Raw genomic sequence first — 17659 nt, forward strand, 5'->3', positions numbered from 1 at the left:
CAATGACCAAAAATAGAAACGTCGCCATCATCGGCAGCGGCATGTCGCGGTTTTCGAGCCACCGCGAGGAAGTCAACCAGCCCGAAATGATTCATGAGGCGGTCGTCGAGGCGCTACAAGACGCGGGCGTCATGCTGGACGACATAGACTGCGTTCTGCACGGCAACATGGAATTGTTCGAGATGGTCCATCAGCCGGACATGTGGCACGTGATCGGCGACGGGGTCTGGGGTAAATCGGGGATTCGCCTCACCACGGGCGGAACCACCGGCGCCACCCTCGCCTGCGCGGCGGACAATCTGGTCGCGTCGGGACTGCACGACGCCGTGCTGGCCATCGGCTTCGAGAAACTCCAGGAAGGCCATACCACCGGCGGCATCACCAACATGGCGGACCCGCTCTGGGGCCGGAGCCTTCAGACCGGCGCGCTTACCGGAACGGGCGCGCAAAAGATTATTGATGAATTCGGCGTGGAGCGGGCGCGATGGGCCGCGATGAAATACCGGACGATCATGGATGAACACGCCATGCGGAACCCAAAGGCCCATCGCCGGCTGCGGCTCGAACGCCGGTACATCAAGGAAACGGCCGAGAATTCGCCGCCGCTGGCGGGTGAACTCCGGATGATCCACATGTGCTCGCAGAGCGACGGCGCGTGCGCCGTCGTCTTCGCCTCGGAGGAAAAGGTGCGGCAATGGAAGGCGAATCCGGCATGGATTGTGGATCACGAAACGGTGCATCGCGAGGAAACGATGATCTTCGGATCGCAGAAAAACACGCAGCGGGTCGCCGCGGAGCGGCTATTCAAACGGACCGGCATATCGAATCCCCGGCAGGAAATTGACGTGCTCGAAATGTACGATCCCTCGGCGTGGTGGGGACTCGACTGGCTCCGCGATTTTCTGCTCCTGTCGGGAGACGAAGCCATCAAAATGGTCGAGAATGACGAGATCGCGATTGACGGGGCGTTTCCGGTCAATCCGTCCGGCGGCGTGATTGCCAGCAATCCGATCGGCGCGACGGCGCTGGTCCGCGTCGCCGAGGCCGCCATGCAAATCCGGGGAACGGCCGGCGATCACCAAGTGGCGAAACCGGTCCGCCGCGCGCTGGCCTCCGGTTTTGGCGGTTCATTGTGGACGGTGTTGATGCTGTTGTCGAAAGAGAAGCCCGAACAGGGAGCCGAAACTCATGGGTAAAGAAAAAGAAGGCCGGGAACTGATTGTGTCGCGGCAAATCCTGTCCATTCCCCAGCATTTTTCGACGGGACCGGTCATGGGCCGTTTTCTGGCGGAATTGCGCGACAACAAGCGCATCATGGCCAACAAATGTCCCAAGTGCGGGCGTCATCAGTTGCCGCCGCGCGAGGTCTGCGCCATTTGCCACGTCGAGGCCACCGGATGGGACGAACTCCCGCCCGTAGGCACGATTCGCGATTTCGATGTCATCTATTACGCCAGTCCGGACCCGTTGACCGGCGAGACGCGCCAAGTCCCCTACGTCTTGTGCTGGGTGGATCTCGACGGGACACAGGGCGATGCCCCGTTCTGGCACCTGCTCGACGTGGACGACTTGACCAAGGTGCGCCGAGGTGTCCGCGTCCGTGTCGTGTTTGCCGACGATCGCCGCGGCGCCACGGAAGACATCAGGCACTTTGAGATTATTCCGGACGAACCGATTGAAGGAGGGGATGCGCGATGAAGGAAGAAAAAGAGTGCGCATTTGTCATCGAGGGCAAGATGGCCCTGCCTTATCAGTATTATGCGGGGGCAATCGGCAGCCAATTTATCGTTGCCCTTCGAGACGATAAACGGATTCTCGGTGTCCGTTGCGAAAAATGTCGGAAGACATTCGTGCCGCCGCGACAATCCTGCGAGCGGTGTTTTTCGTCCCTGACGGATCATTGGGTCGAGGTTGGTTCGTCCGGCGTGTTGACCGGTTTCACCGTAATCCGCTATGCGGAACCCTATCAGCCCAAGGAGCCGCCTTACGTCCTGGCCTTGATCAAACTCGATGGCGCCGATACGCCGATCGCGCACATCCTCGAATGCGGGGACGCGCGGAACGCCCGGATCGGCATGCGTGTCCGGGCCGTCTTTTCCGAAAAACCCAGGGACACGATTCTCGCTATTTCACATTTTGAAGAGGAATAGTCATGGCGGGCGAACGACACACAGCGCTTATCACCGGTGCGTCGAGCGGCATCGGCGCGGCCTTTGCCCGGGAATTGGCCGCCCGCGGATACGATCTGATTCTGGTTGCGCGGCGCGAGGACCGTCTGGCCGCATTGGCCGACGAATGCCGGGGCATGGGATCCGTCGCGGCGGATATTCTGCCCGCCGATCTTGCCAAGCCGGAGGACGTCGGGCGGATCGTAAAACGCATTGAAGACACCCCATCCCTTGATCTGCTGATCAACAATGCCGGATTCGGCACCACGGGCTTTTTTTCCGATGTTGAATGGCGGAAGCATCAGGACATGATCCAGGTTCATGTGACGGCCGGCCTGCTGCTCGCCCACGCGGCGCTTCCCGGGATGATTGCCCGCCGGCAAGGCGGCATCATCAATGTTTCGTCGCTTTCGGCGTATCTGGCCATGCCCAACGCCGTGACCTATTGCGCGACCAAGATGTGCCTCATCACCTTTTCGGAGGCGCTCGCGAAGGAACTGGCCGGTACGGGCGTTCGCGTCCAGGCGTTATGCCCGGGATTCACCTACACCGAGTTCCACGACACCCCGGAATTCGCGCAGTTCAAGCGGACGGATGTATCCGCCGGCATGTGGATGTCCGCCGCGGACGTGGCCCGGGAGTCGCTGGATGGGTTGAAAACCGGCCGGGTCGTGTTTGTTCCCGGATGGAAATACCGGTTGCTGATGAAATTTCAAAGAAGCCCGCTGGGAAGGCTTCTGGTCTGGGCGCTTGCCCGCAAACGCTGGCAGTCGAAGAAATAACCGTGCCCGTGTCCGCCGGTTTGCACGGATTCCCTTCCGAGTGTACGATGTGCGCATGTGGGAACAGATTCGATCGAACCGGCGAAAGTCCGCCGTATTGGTGGGTCTGATGGCCGTGTTGCTGCTGGCGCTGGGGTTCGCGATAGGCGAGGCGGTGACGCCCGGCGCGGGCGTGTTGGGCCTTGTGTTTGCGGCGGGCGTGTGGGTGGTCATGTCGTTGGTGGCCTATTTTCAGGGCGACAACGTCCTGCTTGCCGTAAGCGGCGCGCGTGAAATCCAGAAAAGCGATCACCCTCAACTCTTCAACATCGTCGAGGAAATGCAGATTGCTTCGGGTATGGCCAAGACCCCGCGGGTCTTTATCATGAACGACATGGCGCTGAACGCGTTCGCAGCGGGCCGCGATCCGGACCGCGCGGCGGTCGCCGTGACGGCGGGCCTGCTCGGCAAACTCAACCGCGACGAACTCCAGGGCGTGATTGCGCACGAAATGTCGCACATTCTCAATCGCGACGTCCTGTTCATGACGATGACGGGCGTCATGCTGGGCTCGATCGTGATGATTTCGGACCTGTTTTTACGCGGCCTGATGCGGGCCGGCACGCGCAGCCGCCGCTACGGCCGATCAAACCGGAACGGGGGAGGCGGGGCGGCCATCATGATCGTCGTCGCCGTCGTGCTGGCTGTTCTTGCGCCGTTGATCGCGCAGTTGATCTATTTTGCCGTGTCGCGCAAGCGCGAATATCTGGCTGACGCCAATGCGGCGGTTCTCACGCGCTATCCGGAAGGCCTCGCCTCGGCCTTGCAGGCCATCGCGGTGGATAGCGTGCCGCTGGCCGCGGCAAACAAAGCCACCGCGCCGATGTTCATCGCGAACCCATTCGACAAGGCCTCGCGTTCGTTTTTCGGCCTTGCCAGCACCCATCCGCCCATCGAAGACCGTATCCGGGTGTTGCGGGCGATGGGCGGCAATGTCTCGTTCCAAGCGTACGACGCCGCTTGGCGCGCGGCCCATGGCGGACGGCGCGGCGTGATGCCCGTTTCGGTGCTTCGGGACGATAAGACCGTTCCCACGCGCGAGAACGGCGGCGATGCGCGCGACGCGCGCACACGCATGCGCGAGGCGGGCGATCTGCTTCGCAAGGTCAACCAGTTCGTCTTTTTGCCCTGTGTTTGCGGCTTGAAGGTCAAACTGCCGCCTGAATTCCGGCAGGACAGCGTCGCATGTCCCCGCTGCGGCCGTACCCTGGCCGTTCCGAACGCTGAAACAGCCGTTGCCGCACAGGCCGGCGACATGCTTTCCGAACTGGGCGGCTCTGGACAGGCGCCTGACGTTCGCGCGGGCGCTCCCCTGCGTGTGGCGCGTCCCGCCGCCCGGTCGTGGGCGACCATCAAATGCGCCTGCGGCCAGCCCGTCCAGATTTCGCCCAATCTGGAAGCGCCGGCCATGGCCTGTCCGTCCTGCGGCCGGACGATCCAGATCACCGGCCCCTGATTGAAACATTACGGCCAGGCCGCCTTGGGCTCTTGCCGTCGAATCCAGAAAAGAAAAACGAGGAGGAGTTGCAATGGATGCGTTGTCACGGCGGGGATTTTTGGGCGCCACGGCGGGCGCGGTGGGCATGGCCACCGCCAACGAGGCGGCCGGCATGGCCTTTGCCGCGGTGGAAGGCGAAGCGCGTGCCGCGAAACCGCAGGGTATTCGGGTCGGAATGCTTACGGCGCCGTTTGGCGGCGAACCCCTCGAAGTCGTGTTGGATTTCGCGAGGCAGGCGGGCATTCACTGCCTCGAAGTCGTTGCCGAACCGGGAAGTCCCCATCTGGACCCGATGAATTTCGATCCGGCGCGCGCGGACGCTATCAAGAAGATGCTCGACGATCGCGGCGGGCTTGAAATCACCGCGTTGGCGAATTACATGGACGCGACGGAAGCCGGAAAAACGGAGGAAGTGCAGACAATCGCAAGAAAGATAATTGACGCGGCGGCCCTGTTGGGCGTGCCGGTTGTCTGCATGCAGACGGGGTCCGCCGCGCCCCGGATGACCAAAATCAACACCATCCGAAAGGTGCTTCCCAAAATTCACGGTCCCATCATCGCCTATGCCGCGGAGAAAAACATCAAAATCGCCGTTGAAAACTATTTCGAGACCTGCCTGCAGGGCATTGACACCTTCGAATGCCTCTTCGAGACGTTCAAGGAACCGAATTTCGGGCTGAATTACGATCCGTCGCATCTCGTGCACCAGCAATGCAACCACCTCAAGCCGGTCACGATGTTCGCGGACCGCATTTTCCACTCGCATGGCAAGGACACGCTGGTGGACGCCGAGGCGCGCGCGCACATGGGCGTGTATGCGCGGGGCTGGTGGCGGTATGCCGTTCCCGGATTCGGCAACATCAATTGGGGAGAGTATATCGGCCATCTGCGCATGAACCATTACGAGGGCGTCATCAGCATCGAGCACGAGGACAGCACCTTCAGTCGCGAGCAGGGCTTTATCCGGGGCGCGCGATTCCTGGAAATGTTTTGTTGATGCCGTGCGGGCGCATGGCATTTGGGGAAGGCGGTTTGGTATAATGCCGACGCTGTAACGGGGTGTTGGATCCACGTGCGAGTAACATCGTTGGAACCGGATTAAGGAATCAAAACGTGTTTAGAAATCTATTGCCTCGCGAGATCTGTTTCTTCGACTACTTCGAAAAGCATGCGCGCCTGACCATCGAGGCCTGCGAAGCGTTTCGCGCGCTTGCGGAAAGCCAAGTGGATCAGACGACACAGGCCGCGCGCATCAAGGACATCGAGCACCAGGCCGACGACGTGACGCACGAATGCGTGGATGCGCTGAATCGCACTTTCATCACGCCGATCGATCGGGTGGACATCCATCAACTCATCAAGCGCCTCGACGACGTGGTGGATTCCGTGGATGCGACCACCTCGCGCATGGCCCTATATGAACTGGCCGAAGTGCGAACCGAGGCCCGGCAACTGGCCGGGGTGCTGGTCAAGGCGGCGCGCGCGATCGAAGTCGCGCTGATGGGACTACGGAGCCTCAAGGAAACCGAGTCCATCAAGTCGCGGCTGATCGAAATCCATCAGCTTGAAAACGAGGGGGACGCCATCCTGCGCGCGGCGTTGACGCGCCTTTTCAAGGAAGAAAGCAACGCCGTGCTGATCATCAAATGGAAGGAGATTTTCGAGCGCCTTGAAAAAGCCACCGACCGGTGCGAGGAAGTGGCCAACATCATCGAAAAGATCGTGATAGAGGCATCCTGATCCCATGCTGATCTCCATTGTCATCCTGACGGTCGTCGTGGCCCTGCTTTTCGACATTATCAACGGCTTTCACGATGCCGCCAATTCGATCGCAACGGTCGTTTCGACGCGGGTGCTTAGTCCGCGCACGGCGGTGCTCTGGGCGGCATTTTTCAATTTCGTGGCGATGTTCGTGTTTGCCCCGCGCGTCGCGGACACGGTATCCAAAATCGTCGTGATTGACTCGATGGATTCGGCCTATGTCTATGTGGTGCTGGCGGGGCTGGTGGGGGCGATAGTCTGGGATCTATTGACGTGGTGGTGGGGCTTGCCGACCAGTTCCTCCCATGCGCTCATCGGTGGATTTGTCGGGGCGGGCATCGCGCATCAGGGCATTGATGTCATCCGCTGGGAAAAGGTTTTTCTGACCGTTCAATACATCCCGCTGGCGCCGCTGATGGGGTTTGTTCTGGCGTTTGCCGTCATGGTTGCCGTTGCATGGATCTTTCGCCGCTGGCGTCCCAGCACCATTGACACGTTCTTCCGGAAGGGACAATTGTTCTCCGCTGCCCTGTATTCGTTGGGACACGGCGGCAACGATGCGCAGAAAACGATGGGGCTGATCGTCGCGCTCCTGGTCGCGGCGGGATATTTCAGCCCGGACGTGCAACTCTCGATGACCGACTGGAAGACCATGTGGATTATCCTGTCCTGCCATGCGGCCATGGCCTTCGGCACGGCCTTGGGCGGGTGGCGCATCGTAAAGACCATGGGCATGAAAATCACCAAGCTCAAGCCCGTCGGCGGATTCTGCGCCGAGACCTCCGGGGCGGCCACGCTGTTCATCGCGACCCATTTGGGCATTCCGGTGTCCACCACGCACACGATCGCCGGCGCCATTATCGGGGTTGGATCGACCAACCGGTTTTCGGCCATCAAATGGGGCATCGCCGCCCGTATCGTGTGGGCGTGGGTATTGACAATCCCCTGTTCGGCTATCGTGGCGGCCCTGTGTTTCCATATCTTCTGGGCCTTGCACGGATAAGAGGGGCGGTACACGCCGTCAGAGCGTTCGGAAGACGTCTCGCGCGGCGGACAGCGTGCGGTCCAGCGTGTCGGATGTGTGAGCGGTGCTGGTGAAGCACGCTTCGAATTGCGAGGGGGCAAGGTACACGCCGCGTTCGAGCATGCCCCGGAAAAATCTCGCATAACGGGCCGTATCGGACTGCGCGGCGTCGGCGTAGTTGCGAATCGGACCCTCGTGAAAGAAGAGACATCCCATCGAACCTGCCTGCGTCTGGAAAATTGGAACGCTGGTTTCGTGTGCAATTTCCGCCAGTCCCTTGCCGAGCCGCGTCAACGCGTTTTCGGTTGATTCGTAGGCGCCAGGCTCCGCCAAGACCTCAAGAGTCGCAAGGCCGGCGGCCGTCGCCAACGGGTTGCCGGCCAAGGTTCCCGCCTGATACACCGGCCCGACCGGCGCGAGATGATCCATAATGGCCGCTGGTCCGCCATAGGCCCCGACGGGCAAGCCGCCGCCGATAACCTTGCCGAGTGTGGTCAGATCGGGCGTGATGCCGTAGCGCGCCTGCGCGCCGCCAAGCGCCGCGCGGAAACCGCTCATGACCTCGTCGAAAATCAACAGCGCGCCGTGGCGTTTCGTCAGATCGCGCAAGCCTTGCAGGTAACCCGGCTCGGGCAGAATCACACCCGCGTTGCCGACGACCGGTTCGAGGATGATGCAGGCAATGTTCGCGCCGTGCGTGTCGAAAACGGCCCGCATGGCGTCGAGATCGTTGTAGGGCGCCGTGAGCGTGCATTGGGCATAGGCCGCCGGAATGCCGGGACTCGCCGGAATGCCGAGCGTGGCAAGGCCGCTGCCCGCCTTGACGAGCAGGCCGTCGGCGTGGCCGTGGTAGCAGCCTTCGAGTTTCACGATCAGATCGCGTCCCGTGAATCCCCGCGCGAGACGGATCGCGCTCATCGTCGCCTCGGTGCCGCTGTTTACGAGACGCACCTTCTCGATTGAAGGCATTATTTGGCGAATCCGTTCCGCAAGCCGGATTTCCGCCTCGGTCGGAATGCCGAAACTCGAACCCTTTTCAAGCGCCTTCCGCACCGCCTCAACAACTACCGGATGGGCGTGGCCGAGAACGAGCGGCCCCCAGGAAAGCACGTAGTCAATGTATTCGTTGCCGTCAGCGTCCGTTACGACAGCGCCCTTGCCCGATACGGCGAAAAAGGGATTGCCGCCGACGGCCTTGAAGGCCCGGACGGGGCTGTTCACTCCGCCGACAAGAACCTGGTTCGCTTCACGCCACAATTTCGCGGATACGTCGGATTTCATGCGGGTTCCTTTTTGCCTTTTTCGTCTGTTGGGTCCTTGATAAATAAGACAGAACGGCCCCAAAGGACACGGTTTCAGGTTTTATTTAGCCAATGGGCCGCGTCTTTTGCCCAGTAAGTAAGAATAAGTTGCGCGCCCGCGCGCCGGATAGACGTCAGAATTTCAAGTGCGGCCCGTTTCTCGTCAATCCAGCCATTGGCGGCGGCGGCTTTGACCATCGAGAACTCGCCCGAGACGTGGTACGCCGCAATGGGCACGTCGAACCGTTCGGATACCCGCGCGATGATGTACAGATAGGCCAGCGCTGGTTTGACCATTACGATGTCCGCGCCTTCCTCGATGTCGAGCGCGATTTCCCGCATCGCCTCCCGCGCGTTAGTCGGGTTCATCTGATACGACGACCGGTCGCCGAATTGCGGGGGAGACTCGGCGGCGTCGCGAAACGGCCCGTAGAATGCGGACGCGTATTTCGCGCTGTACGCCATGATGGGCATTTCACTGAAACCGGCTTCGTCCAGCGCGTTGCGAATCGCGCCGACACGCCCGTCCATCATATCCGACGGCGCGACCATGTCGGCCCCGGCGCGGGCATGGGCCACGGCTTCCTTCGCCAGCAGTTCGAGCGTCGAGTCGTTGTCCACGTCCGGCACGCCGTCGCGATTGGTTTTGATGGCTCCGCAATGGCCGTGGTCGGTGTATTCGCACATGCACACGTCCGTGACGACACACAAGTCGAGCCGGGCCTTCTTGATGCCCTCGATGGCGCGTGCGACGATGGAATCCGCCGCGTACGCTTCCGATCCGTTTGCGTCTTTGTGCGATGGGATGCCGAAAAGGATAATCGCCGGCACGCCGGCTTGCTCGACGGCTCTTGCTTCTTCGACCAGTGTGTCCACGGACCGTTGCGCATTGCCCGGCATGGATTTGATGGGTTTATTCACGCCGGTTCCCGGCACGACGAACAACGGCATGATCAGATTGTCCGGCGTCAGAACCGTTTCGGCGACCATCCGCCGGAAAATCGCATTGCGTCTCAGGCGGCGAAGCCGCGTTTTCGGAAAACTCATAAATTGAATCTCCTTGATGCCCTGCAAGCAAATCTCATCGGACCGATCCGGCCGATCCGACGGATCAATACGCTACATGCTTTCCTCGATGCCGAACAACCTTTTGACCAGGTGCACGACCGTTCCGGGATCGTGATGGCCGACCTCGTGCTTGATTTCGGTCATGGGCCGTTTGAGGATATTGTTGACGATGCGTTTCGTCAAGTATTCGATTTCGTACCGTTGTTTTTCGGTGAGGTCCGGCAGCGCGGCCAGCGTCTTTTGTGTTTCGCGTTCCCGGATGATTTCCAGTTCCTTGGCCATGGATGTAATGGTCGGCGCCACAATCAAGGATCCCATCCAGTTCATGAATTGATCCACGCCGCGTTCGGTAATGGCCAGGCACTGCTCGATTTCGCGGCGGCGCACCTCGATGTTTTCGTTGACGACCTGTTCGAGATCGTCAATGTTGTAAAGATAAACGTTGTCGAGATCGCCCACGTCCGCGTCCACGTCGCGCGGCACCGCGATGTCAATGACCAGCAGCGGCGCCTGCTGCCGCAATTTCAGGGCCTGATAAACATGATCCGCGTGCAGGATGGTGCGCGGGGCGGCGGTGGTGCTGATGATGATGTCGGCCTTGTGCAAGTGATCGCCGAGCGTCTCGAACGGCAACGCTTCCCCATTATATTGTTCGGCAAGCGCTTGGGCGCGTTCCGGATGCCGGTTGACGACAAACACCGATTGGACGCCATGGGCGAGAAGACTTTTCAGGGTGAGTTCGCCCATTTCGCCGGAACCGATGACCATCACCGCTTTGCCCGTCAGGTTGCCGAAAATGGACGCCGCCAGATCCACCGCCACGGAACTGACGGAGACCCTGCCTTCGCCCACGGCTGTCTGCGATCGGACTTGCTTGGCGACCGTGAACGCGCTTTGAAACAGGTTATGGATGACCTTGTCGGCGGTCTGTTCAGTCTGCGCCGCGATGTAGGCATCGTGGACTTGCCCGAGGATTTGTGTTTCGCCGATAACGAGGCTGTCCAACCCGGATGCCACGCGAAACAAGTGCCCCACGGCATCGCGGCCTTCGTGTTCGTACAACGCATCCTTGAATTCCTCTTCGGGCAGTTTGTGCCACTCCCCCAGAAACGCGCGAATCTCGTCCCGCGCCACTGCGGCCTCGCCCGCGTAATGCACATAGATCTCGACACGATTGCAGGTGCTGAGAATGACCGTGCCGGCCTTGTCGAGTCGTTTGGACAGATGGAGCAAGGCGCCGGGCAGTGTGTGCGCGGGAAAACCAAGCCGTTCCCGGATTTCCACGGGACTGGTGTGGTGGCTCAAGCCGACGGCGACGAGACTCATGCCTGCCCGCTCCAAAAATGATAGCCGCGCAGGCCGAACAGGGAAAGTCCGACATACAGAACCAACAAAACGGCGAATCCGAACAGGACAAGATACGACAGTTTCGGTCCGCGCAGCATGCCCGCAAAACGGAGGTGAACCGCGCACGCGTAAAACAGGACCATCACAAAGGACAGGAGCACCTTGGGGGCAAGCCACCATTGCGGTCCAAGCGGCGAGGGATCGAGCCATGCCCAGACCAGTCCCTGCGCGAGCGTGAGGACAAAGAGTGGATAGGCGTATAGCAGCAGGCGGCTGAGCATCATGTCCAGTTCCTGCAGCGACGGCATGCGACGGGTCAGCCACGTCGTGCGGTGATGTTTGATATGGCTCATGTGGCAGAGGTAGGCGGCGCTGGTCATGCCCGCGGCGAAAAAGAGCGAATAAGCCAGAAAGGCCAGGCCGACGTGGACGACCAACGGCGCGCGTTGCAAGAGCATGGGTGCTTCAGTGAGGTAACGATGCGCGATGGCGGCATTGACAAGGCCGACCACCGCCAGCGGCGCCAGGTAGAACGAAAGCAGGGTGGACACGTTGTGCCGGCGCGTGATGAATACCATCAGCGCGCCCGACAGGATCAGGAACAAACTCAGCGAATCGGACAGGGTGGTCAGGGGTACGCGGCCGTACAGGGCCCAGCGGATCGCGAACATCGCGATCAGGCACGCGATTCCGCCCCAAATAAGCCGGACGCCGTGTTGCAGGACACGTGAATCGCCCTTCCACAAGTACGTCAAGGACAAGGCGCCCGCGCAGACATACAGCAACGAGCCCAGATAGAAGGCCATGTGCAATGCTACGACCATCTTCTCAAGCCTCCCATGACTTGCGCTTTTGGATTAGGATTAGCCCGCGTTATTTACGGGCGCCTGTTCAGCCATCCGCTTTCGCCAACCTTTCGGCTCGAACGAGCAGGACGGTTCGGGCGCCATGTAATCGCCGGTCAACCCGTACGCGCGCGCGCGGCATCCGCCGCACCAGCGCCTATATTCGCACACGCCGCACTTCCCTTTGTAGTTGGCGAAGTCGCGCAGTTTCAGGAACAGGGGAGATTCATCCCAGATCCGGGTAAAATCGAAGTCCACATCGCGGAGGTTTCCCGCCGGCTCGTCGAGAAATCCGCAAATCTGCACGACACCGCGATGTCCGATAAACGCGAAACTCAGCCCGCCCATGCAGCCCTTGCTCATGGCGTCGAGTCCGTGCGTCTCGCGCGTAACGGTGCGTCCGGCTTCCGCCTCGCGCTGCCGCAGGACCCGGTAGTAGTGCGCCGCACAGGTCGGCTTGAAGGGAATCGCGCTGGCCAACTTGAGGTCATAAATCCGGTTGAGCACGCGCTCGTATTCCTCGGCGCTCAAGACCTCGTCCTGGATTCCCTTGCCGCGGCCCGTCGGCACGAGCAGGAACGGATGAAAGGCGACCGCGCCCTGCGCAATGGCCAAATCGAGCACCGCCTCGAGTTGGCCGACGTTCGATCGCGTGACGGTCGTGTTGATCTGGAATTCGAGTCCGGCCCGGCGGGCCGATTCAAGCCCGGCCATGGCCGACTTGAATGCGCCGGGAATGCCGCGAAACGCGTCATGGCTGGCCTCGTCCGGTCCGTCGAGACTGACGCTGATCCGTTCGACGCCGGCCTCCTTGATGGCCGCCGCTTTCTCTTCGGTCAGCAGGGATCCGCACGTGGCCATCACGGGCCGCATGCCGGCCTTGGTGACATGGCGGATAATGTCAATCAGGTCCGGCCGCAACATCGGCTCGCCGCCCGTCAAAATCATGATCGGCTTGAATCGGGACGCGATACGGTCCACGACCTTGCGGATTTCGGGAAGCGTCAGTTCGCCTTCATAGGGGCCGTGATGGGCGGCGGCCCGGCAGTGCTTGCAACTCAACGGACAACTGCGCGTCAGTTCCCACGCGATAAGGCGCGGGGCGAATTCGTCCGGATTGCCGTGTCCATGGGGATGTCCATTCATGAGGGAACCGCCTGTTCTTCGTTAAAATATCGCGGAACGCTTTTTTTGAATTCGCGGACGCTGAACAGCACATCATAGTCGCGCAATCCGGTCAATTCGGCTATCCTCGCGGCCACGGCCCGCACTTCGTCCTCGCTCGTTCCGTGAATCATGCCGTAGAGATTGTATTCCCATCCGGCAGGAGTTTCGCGAAGATAGCAATGACTCACTTCGGGCTGCTTTGCCATGATTTGGCCGGCCGCTTCGGCTTCATCTTCCGCGACACGCCACACGCTCATGCCGTTGGCTGTGTACCCGAGTTTGTGGTGCGCCACCCGCGCGCCGAAGCGGCGAATCGCGCCGGACGCCTTCCATGCGTGAAGACGGTCGAGCACGTCCGCTTCTTCGATACCGGCGCGCTCCGCAACGGCGGCGAACGGGCGCGATACCAGCGGAAGCGGTTCGCCCAGTATACCGATCAAGCGCATTTCCCAGTCCCGCAAGGGAATGACCCCGCCGGCGTCTTTCGGCAAAACCTTTGCTGTATGCACGGCCTTTTTCTCCGCGCCGGCCTGAAAATGGACGTCAATCTTGAACATGCGGCGTGAAGGCAGCGAGATCACGCGCTTGACGCCGGGCAACGCCCCGATCTCGTCCAAGATTCGACGGATGTCTTCGGGGGTCTGCGCGATCAGCGTGAACCATATGTTGAAAACGTGTTCGCGCAAGTAATTGTGCGTGACTTCGGAATAGGTATTGATGGCTTTGGCCACTTCCTCGACCCGATCCGGTTCGGTTTCCGCCGAACACAGCGTGCTCGAATAACCCAGCCGTTTCAGATCGAACACCGGGCTTATCTCGCGAATGGTCCCCTCGCGCTGAAATCGCCGGACGCGCTCCAGCGCTTCGTCTTCCGAAATCGAGAAACGTTCGCCGAACGACTTGAACGGACAGGCCTCGACGGGAAACTCGTTCTGGATGGCGTCGAGCAACCGTCGATCGAGTTCATCCAGCGGCATGAATCCCAATCTCCTCGTCGGTCAGGTAGCATGCGGGATCGGGCGCCCATACATCGCCCGTGACCGCTTCGGCCCGAACCCGGAAATTGCCCGCGCAGATATCAAGCCATTTGCAGCGCGCGCAACGGCCCGTCACATATTTCTTTTTATCCTTGAGTTTCATGAGGAATTCGTTGCCCGCGTCGGTCCAGATCTCGCCGAAACTACGCTCGCGGACGTTGCCAAGGGCCAGGTGCCGCCAGAACTGATCCGGATGGACCGTGCCGTCCCAGGACACGCACGCGATGCCGCGGCCCGACGAGTTGCCCTCGTTGAATTGCAATAATTCGAATACCTGCTTCGCCCGTTCGGGATCCTCGCGCAGCATGCGCAGATAGAGATATACGCCGTCGGCGTGATTGTCCACCGTCAGGACTTCCTTGGGCATGCCGCGACGGTGCAGATCGGCGGTCCGATCGATGATCAGGTCCACCACCTTGCGCGTTTGTTCGTGGTCGAGATCTTCCTTGATGAGTTCGCTGCCGCGCCCGGCATACACCAAATGATAGAAACAGATGCGCGGGATGCCTTCTTTTTCGACGAGGTCGAAGATGGCCGGGATTTCCGATGCATTGCGCCCGTTGATTGTGAAACGCAGGCCGACTTTCAGTCCTGCTTCCATGCAATTGCGAATGCCCGCCACGGCGCGCGCGAACGCGCCCTCGATGCCGCGGAAGCGATCGTTCACTTCTTCCGTTCCATCCAGGCTGACGCCGACGTAGGACAGATCGAAATCCTGGAGGCGTTTCGCGACTTCGGGCTTGATCAACGTGCCGTTCGTGCTGATTACCGCGCGGAGTTTCTTCGAGGTGGCATATTGAATCAACTCGAAGAGATCCTTGCGGACCAGCGGTTCGCCGCCGCTGAACAGGATGACCGGCGCGCCGAAATCGGCCAGTTGATCGATCAGGCGCTTGCCCTCTTCGGTGCTCATCTCCTCGGCGTATTCGATGTCCTGCGAATGCGAATAACAGTGAACGCACCGCAGATTGCAGCGGCGCGTGCAGTTCCACACGACGATCGGTTTCTTGTCCTCGGAAAATTGGAGCAGGTGGCTGGGCAGATCCTTGGCCTTTCGACCGTAACGCAGCGCGTCGGACGGTTCCACACCCCCGCAATACAACTTGCTGATGCCTATCATGTTTCGGACCTCGTTTTCTGAAACGCCTCGCGAATGGCGTCCACCAGACTGGGAATGGTGGACTCGGAAGCGGTTACGGCGATGGTGATGCCCATCTCGCGAAGCGTGTCGGACGTGACGGGGCCGATGCTGGCGGCGCGGATGAGGGGAAGCAATTCCGCCCGTCGCTCCACGGGCAACGCGTCTACGAAATTCCGCACGGTCGAAGAACTGCTGAACGTGACCAGATCGATCCGTCCGTCCGCGAGACGTTCCACCAGATTCGCCGGTAAATGGTTTTCCGCGTCCGTGCGGTATGCGTCAACCTCGATGACCGTTGCGCCGTGTTCACGCAAGCCTTCGGCGAGCATCGGGCGCGCCAGATCGGCGCGGGGCAGCAGGAACGTCAGCCCTGACACATCCTTGGCCTCCGCCAGCAGCGCGTCGAGCAACGCCTCGGCGACATATTGGGACGGCATAAGATCCGCGCGCAGTCCGCGGGCGCGAAGGCGGTCCGCCGTTGCGGGCCCAATCGCGGCCAGGCGAACCTTTGCCAAGGCGCGCGCGTCCATGTTCTCGTTGTTCAAAGCATCCAGGAACGCGTCCACGCCGTTGACGCTGGTAAACACGATCCAATCCGCCCGGCTCGATTCGCGCGCGGCCTTGCGCATGGGTTCGGAATCCGCGAGGCTCTCCGTGCGGATGACGGGCGCCGAAATGACTTCGGCCCCGAGGCTTTCCAGCGTCGCGGCCAGTTCCGATGCCTGCGCACGGGCGCGCGTCACCACGATGGTCCGTCCGAAAAGCGGCTTGTTTTCAAACCAGTTCAGTTCATCGCGCAACGCGGCGACTTCGCCGACCACCAAAATCGCGGGAGGCTTCAGTCCGGCTCTGGCGACGGCCTGGGCGATGGTTTCCAGCGTCGCCGCGACCGTCCGTTGCGTCGGCAGCGTTCCGTCGGCAATGACGGCGGCGGGGGTATCGGGCGCACGCCCGTTTTCGATAAGGTGTCCCGCGATGTGCGGCAGGTTCTTCACCCCCATCAGAAATACCAGCGTGGCCTGGCTCGATGCGATTTCGGCCCAATCCAGGCCACTTGACGATTTCGTCGGATCCTCATGGCCCGTGATGATGCGCAACGACGTGGTCATCTCTCGGTGCGTGACCGGTATGCCGGCATACGCGGGCACCGCAATCGCCGAGGTCACGCCGGGCACGATCTCGAAAGCCACCCCGTGCTTGCGCAGATGCGCGGCTTCCTCGCCGCCCCGGCCGAATACGAACGGGTCGCCGCCCTTCAGGCGGCATACACGCTTGCCTTCCTGCGCCTTGATTCGAAGCACTTCGTTGATTTCATCCTGCGGCATGGCATGGCATCCCGCGCGTTTTCCGACATAAACGCGTTCCGCATCGGGCCGCGCGTGATCGAGCAGCACGGGATTGCACAGGCTGTCGTATACGAGACAATCGGCCTCGGCGATGCAGCGAAGACCCTTGACCGTTATCAATCCCGGATCGCCGGGGCCGCCGCCCACCAGCCACACAAGCCCCGCGGGCGTTGTTCTGCCGTCAGTTTTGTTCATGGTTGGTTTCCTGTGCCGCACTCAGTTTCGCCATGATGCCTTGGCCGCCACGGGCTAGTAGCATGTCTCCCAATGCGGCGCCCAAGGTTTCGGCCTTTTCGACCGGGCCTTCGACCGTTTCCCTCACTAAAAGGGATCCGTCCAAATCCGCGATCAATCCGGACAGCGTCATGCGGCCATCCCGCACTTCCGCATAGGCGCCGACCGGCACGTGGCATCCGCCGCCCAGCCGTGCCAGCACAGCCCGTTCGGCGATGGCGGCCGCTCGCGTTTTTTTATCCTCGATGGCGTCCACGACCTGCAACACATCAATATCCCCGTCCCGCACCGTTATCGCCAACGTGCCCTGCGCCGCCGCCGGTAACCATTGGGGCAGGTCGAGAATCTCCGTTACATGTTCTTCCAGACTTAAACGCTGAACGCCCGCCATGGCAAGAATTATTCCGCCCAGCGAGTCTGATTCGGCCAATTTGCGCAGGCGCGTGTCTATGTTGCCCCGCAGGGCGGTGAAGGCCAAATCGGGCCGAAGCGCCAGCGCCTGGGCGCGCCGCCTCAGACTGCCCGTGCCGACCACGGCGCCGGGCGGCAAATCGCACAGCCGGGCCGCCTGTTTCCCGATAAACGCATCGCGCGGGTCCACGCGGCGCGGAACGGCGCCGATGGCAACCCCTTCCGGAGTGTCGGTCGGGCGATCCTTCATGCTGTGCACGGCGAGGTCTATCTCATTTGCCAGCAAGGCGTTGTCGAGTTCCTTCGTGAACACGCCCAACACCGGAATCTGGTCCAGCGGACGATCCTGCACCTGATCGCCGACGGTTTTGACGATTTCGATGTCGAACCGGATATTCGGCCAGCGCTCGCGCAATTGGGCGGCAACCCAATTCGTCTGCCACAAGGCGAGTTTGCTGCCGCGTGTGCCTATGCGCAAGACCTTGTTCAA

General features: G+C 61.1%; 17 protein-coding genes. 8 read left to right on the top strand and 9 right to left on the bottom strand.

Going from position 1 to position 17659, the window contains the following annotated elements:
* The first annotated feature begins 2 nt into the window (after nucleotides 1-2).
* The 8 genes from P5540_02685 (at nucleotide 3) to P5540_02720 (ending at nucleotide 7251) form a co-directional block, all read left to right on the top strand.
* On the top strand, nucleotides 3-1196 hold the full coding sequence (locus tag P5540_02685; GenBank protein ID HRT63709.1) for a thiolase family protein: 1194 nt from the start codon (nucleotides 3-5) through the stop codon (nucleotides 1194-1196).
* Complete coding sequence (locus tag P5540_02690; protein HRT63710.1) at nucleotides 1189-1698, top strand: OB-fold domain-containing protein; 510 nt, start codon at nucleotides 1189-1191, stop codon at nucleotides 1696-1698. Before P5540_02685 ends, P5540_02690 begins: the two co-directional genes overlap by 8 nt.
* Nucleotides 1695-2150, top strand: a complete 456-nt coding sequence (locus P5540_02695) for a Zn-ribbon domain-containing OB-fold protein (GenBank protein HRT63711.1) — start codon at nucleotides 1695-1697, stop codon at nucleotides 2148-2150. The genes P5540_02690 and P5540_02695 overlap by 4 nt, the downstream gene beginning before the upstream one ends.
* Before the next feature lie 2 nt (nucleotides 2151-2152).
* Complete coding sequence (locus P5540_02700; GenBank protein HRT63712.1) at nucleotides 2153-2950, top strand: SDR family oxidoreductase; 798 nt, start codon at nucleotides 2153-2155, stop codon at nucleotides 2948-2950.
* A gap of 40 nt (nucleotides 2951-2990) precedes the next feature.
* The gene (locus P5540_02705) at nucleotides 2991-4445 is read left to right on the top strand and encodes a M48 family metallopeptidase (protein HRT63713.1); all 1455 of its coding nucleotides are present in this window, start codon (nucleotides 2991-2993) and stop codon (nucleotides 4443-4445) included.
* A 73-nt stretch (nucleotides 4446-4518) separates the two neighbouring features.
* On the top strand, nucleotides 4519-5484 hold the full coding sequence (locus P5540_02710; GenBank protein ID HRT63714.1) for a sugar phosphate isomerase/epimerase: 966 nt from the start codon (nucleotides 4519-4521) through the stop codon (nucleotides 5482-5484).
* 116 nt (nucleotides 5485-5600) lie between these two features.
* Nucleotides 5601-6227 (top strand): DUF47 family protein, encoded by a 627-nt coding sequence (locus P5540_02715; GenBank protein ID HRT63715.1) that lies wholly within the window; start codon nucleotides 5601-5603, stop codon nucleotides 6225-6227.
* Between the two features lie 4 nt (nucleotides 6228-6231).
* On the top strand, nucleotides 6232-7251 hold the full coding sequence (locus tag P5540_02720; GenBank protein ID HRT63716.1) for an inorganic phosphate transporter: 1020 nt from the start codon (nucleotides 6232-6234) through the stop codon (nucleotides 7249-7251).
* Between the two features lie 18 nt (nucleotides 7252-7269).
* On the opposite strand, the gene hemL is transcribed toward P5540_02720, so the two are convergent.
* From hemL to hemC, 9 genes are all read right to left on the bottom strand, one after another.
* Nucleotides 7270-8553 (bottom strand): glutamate-1-semialdehyde 2,1-aminomutase, encoded by a 1284-nt coding sequence (hemL, locus tag P5540_02725; GenBank protein ID HRT63717.1) that lies wholly within the window; start codon nucleotides 8551-8553, stop codon nucleotides 7270-7272.
* A gap of 74 nt (nucleotides 8554-8627) precedes the next feature.
* A complete protein-coding gene (gene hemB / locus P5540_02730) occupies nucleotides 8628-9620 on the bottom strand; it encodes a porphobilinogen synthase (GenBank protein HRT63718.1) in 993 nt (330 codons plus the stop codon).
* Nucleotides 9621-9692: 72 nt separating this feature from the next.
* A complete protein-coding gene (hemA, locus tag P5540_02735; protein HRT63719.1) occupies nucleotides 9693-10967 on the bottom strand; it encodes a glutamyl-tRNA reductase in 1275 nt (424 codons plus the stop codon).
* On the bottom strand, nucleotides 10964-11812 hold the full coding sequence (ccsA, locus tag P5540_02740) for a cytochrome c biogenesis protein CcsA (protein ID HRT63720.1): 849 nt from the start codon (nucleotides 11810-11812) through the stop codon (nucleotides 10964-10966). Before ccsA ends, hemA begins: the two co-directional genes overlap by 4 nt.
* 39 nt (nucleotides 11813-11851) lie before the next feature.
* Nucleotides 11852-12979: a radical SAM protein gene (locus P5540_02745; GenBank protein ID HRT63721.1), complete on the bottom strand. Its 1128-nt coding sequence runs from the start codon at nucleotides 12977-12979 to the stop codon at nucleotides 11852-11854.
* A complete protein-coding gene (locus tag P5540_02750) occupies nucleotides 12976-13977 on the bottom strand; it encodes an Lrp/AsnC family transcriptional regulator (protein HRT63722.1) in 1002 nt (333 codons plus the stop codon). The genes P5540_02745 and P5540_02750 overlap by 4 nt, the downstream gene beginning before the upstream one ends.
* Nucleotides 13964-15157, bottom strand: a complete 1194-nt coding sequence (gene ahbC / locus P5540_02755; GenBank protein ID HRT63723.1) for a 12,18-didecarboxysiroheme deacetylase — start codon at nucleotides 15155-15157, stop codon at nucleotides 13964-13966. Before ahbC ends, P5540_02750 begins: the two co-directional genes overlap by 14 nt.
* Nucleotides 15154-16719 (bottom strand): uroporphyrinogen-III C-methyltransferase, encoded by a 1566-nt coding sequence (gene cobA / locus P5540_02760; protein HRT63724.1) that lies wholly within the window; start codon nucleotides 16717-16719, stop codon nucleotides 15154-15156. The genes ahbC and cobA overlap by 4 nt, the downstream gene beginning before the upstream one ends.
* Nucleotides 16706-17659, bottom strand: a complete 954-nt coding sequence (gene hemC, locus P5540_02765) for a hydroxymethylbilane synthase (GenBank protein HRT63725.1) — start codon at nucleotides 17657-17659, stop codon at nucleotides 16706-16708. Before hemC ends, cobA begins: the two co-directional genes overlap by 14 nt.

Source organism: Candidatus Hydrogenedentota bacterium (genome assembly GCA_035450225.1).
Lineage (GTDB): Bacteria > Hydrogenedentota > Hydrogenedentia > Hydrogenedentales > SLHB01 > DSVR01.

Bases quoted from the DNA above. Each gene is read 5' to 3' on its own strand.
- P5540_02745 (HRT63721.1), bottom strand. From the start codon at position 12,979: ATGAATGGACATCCCCATGGACACGGCAATCCGGACGAATTCGCCCCG.
- cobA (HRT63724.1), bottom strand. From the start codon at position 16,719: ATGAACAAAACTGACGGCAGAACAACGCCCGCGGGGCTTGTGTGGCTG.
- hemB (HRT63718.1), bottom strand. From the start codon at position 9,620: ATGAGTTTTCCGAAAACGCGGCTTCGCCGCCTGAGACGCAATGCGATT.
- ahbC (HRT63723.1), bottom strand. From the start codon at position 15,157: ATGATAGGCATCAGCAAGTTGTATTGCGGGGGTGTGGAACCGTCCGAC.
- P5540_02710 (HRT63714.1), top strand. From the start codon at position 4,519: ATGGATGCGTTGTCACGGCGGGGATTTTTGGGCGCCACGGCGGGCGCG.
- P5540_02700 (HRT63712.1), top strand. From the start codon at position 2,153: ATGGCGGGCGAACGACACACAGCGCTTATCACCGGTGCGTCGAGCGGC.
- P5540_02690 (HRT63710.1), top strand. From the start codon at position 1,189: ATGGGTAAAGAAAAAGAAGGCCGGGAACTGATTGTGTCGCGGCAAATC.
- ccsA (HRT63720.1), bottom strand. From the start codon at position 11,812: ATGGTCGTAGCATTGCACATGGCCTTCTATCTGGGCTCGTTGCTGTAT.
- P5540_02750 (HRT63722.1), bottom strand. From the start codon at position 13,977: ATGCCGCTGGATGAACTCGATCGACGGTTGCTCGACGCCATCCAGAAC.
- hemA (HRT63719.1), bottom strand. From the start codon at position 10,967: ATGAGTCTCGTCGCCGTCGGCTTGAGCCACCACACCAGTCCCGTGGAA.
- P5540_02720 (HRT63716.1), top strand. From the start codon at position 6,232: ATGCTGATCTCCATTGTCATCCTGACGGTCGTCGTGGCCCTGCTTTTC.
- P5540_02695 (HRT63711.1), top strand. From the start codon at position 1,695: ATGAAGGAAGAAAAAGAGTGCGCATTTGTCATCGAGGGCAAGATGGCC.
- hemL (HRT63717.1), bottom strand. From the start codon at position 8,553: ATGAAATCCGACGTATCCGCGAAATTGTGGCGTGAAGCGAACCAGGTT.
- P5540_02685 (HRT63709.1), top strand. From the start codon at position 3: ATGACCAAAAATAGAAACGTCGCCATCATCGGCAGCGGCATGTCGCGG.